Origin of the sequence: Neobacillus drentensis (assembly GCF_036965425.1) — a bacterium.
Lineage (GTDB): Bacteria > Bacillota > Bacilli > Bacillales > Cytobacillaceae > Neobacillus > Neobacillus drentensis_F.
The window spans coordinates 1-1,888 of sequence record NZ_JBALPP010000220.1; the positions used below are offsets into that span (position 1 = coordinate 1).

Consider the following 1,888-nt stretch of genomic DNA (forward strand, 5'->3'; position numbering starts at 1 on the left):
TTACTGCTAACTCCTTCGTGGAAGAGGCTTATCAAGCAAAAAGGTTTGCATTTGTAAGTGATTATGTAAGAGTTTATGCTTTATATCATTTTGGTGGAATATACTTAGATACAGATGTTGAGGTATTTAAATCCTTCGATGATCTTTTACATCACGATTCTTTTTGGGGTTTTGAGCAGGAGAACTATATTGCTACCAGTACGATAGGTGCGGCAAAAGGAAACCAACTTATTAAAATGTTTTTAGATTCATATGAAGGTAAAAAATTCATTAAAAATGATGGAAGCCTTGATGAATTAACTAATGTGGCGATAATTACTGAAATATTAAAAAATATTGGATTAGTAAGAAATGGTGAATTACAGGAAATTGATGGGATTGCTATTTTTTATCCACAAACTTATTTTTCTCCTTATGATTATATTAATTGTAGGAAATTTATAACTAATAACACATATGCGATGCATCTTTTCTATAAAAGTTGGTTGCCACCTAAAGCACGATTCAAAAGTAAAGTAAAATTTATGCTATCTAGAATTATAGGTGGAGACAATATTGCTAGAATTAGGAGAATTTTAAATTAAAGGTCTGGGTGAAAAATGAAAAATATCTTAATTTCTTCTTTTGATATGGAGGTCGGAGGGGTAGAGAGAAGTTTAATTAGCCTACTCGAAACATTCGATTATAAAAATCATCGTGTAGACCTAATGTTATATAGACAACAAGGAGAGTTTTTGAATTTACTTCCCACTAGTACTTGTTTACTGGATGAGGTACCTGAGTATACAACATTTAGAAAGGCAACAAGCGAAATATTGAAAGAAAGACAACTTGGAATAACCTTTTCTAGAGTATGTTCAAAATTGTGCGCAGCCATTTTAGGTAAATTCAAAGGAGTTACTGAAGTAGGGTATTACCAAATGCAATTAATGTGGAAATATGCACTACCATTCCTACCAAAAATAGAAAAGGAATACGATGTAGCAATAAGTTTTTTATGGCCACATTATTTTATTGCAGATAAAGTCAAAGCCAAGAAAAAAATAGCTTGGATTCATACTGACTACTCGACTATAGAAACAAATATAAAAATGGATCTAAAAATGTGGGATAAATTTGACCATATTGTTGCTGTATCAGAGGATTGTAAATTGTCGTTCATAAAAAAATATAAAGAGTTAGAAGAAAAAGTTGTAGTTATAGAAAATATATCTTCTCCTGAGTTTGTTAGAAATATGGCGGATGAGGAAATAATTAACCCAATGACTAATGACAGTAGATTTAAAATAGTCACTGTGGCAAGATTATCCCATGCCAAAGGTATAGATAATGCAGTATTAGCCTTAAAGAGATTAAAAGATAAGGGATTTTATGACATCGCCTGGTATATAGTTGGGTATGGTGGAGATGAATATTTAATAAGATCTTTAATAAAGGAAAATAATCTTGAAGATTGTTTTATCTTGTTAGGTAAGAAAACTAATCCGTATCCATATATGAAAGAAGCAGATTTGTATGTTCAACCATCTAGATATGAGGGTAAAGCTGTAACAGTAGGAGAAGCTCAAATACTTTCAAAGCCTGTTATTATAACCAATTATAATACTGCAAAAAGCCAAGTTCATAATGAATTTGATGGACATATTTGTGAGTTATCTATTGAAGGAATTGCAGATGAAATTGAGCAATTATACAAGCATCCCGAGGTTAGAAAAAGACTAACTGAAAACTGCAGAAAAAAAGACTACAGTAATAGCAGTGAGATAAAAAAACTTTATAGATTATTTAATTAACATATTAATTTAATAGATTTATTTAAAGGGTAAATGGTAAATGCCTTAAGGAGAATAGAATGGTCCCAAAAGTAAGTATAATAATTCCTGCTTAT

General features: G+C 30.7%; 2 protein-coding genes. Both read left to right on the top strand.

Going from position 1 to position 1,888, the window contains the following annotated elements; all coding sequences use genetic code 11:
- Positions 1 to 584, top strand: a 584-nt coding sequence (locus V7161_RS30270) for a glycosyltransferase family 32 protein (RefSeq protein ID WP_335716459.1), incomplete at its 5' end; no start/stop codon positions are given.
- Between the two features lie 15 nt (positions 585 to 599).
- The gene (locus V7161_RS30275) at positions 600 to 1,793 is read left to right on the top strand and encodes a glycosyltransferase (protein WP_335716460.1); all 1,194 of its coding nucleotides are present in this window, start codon (positions 600 to 602) and stop codon (positions 1,791 to 1,793) included.
- The last annotated feature ends 95 nt before the right edge of the window (positions 1,794 to 1,888 follow it).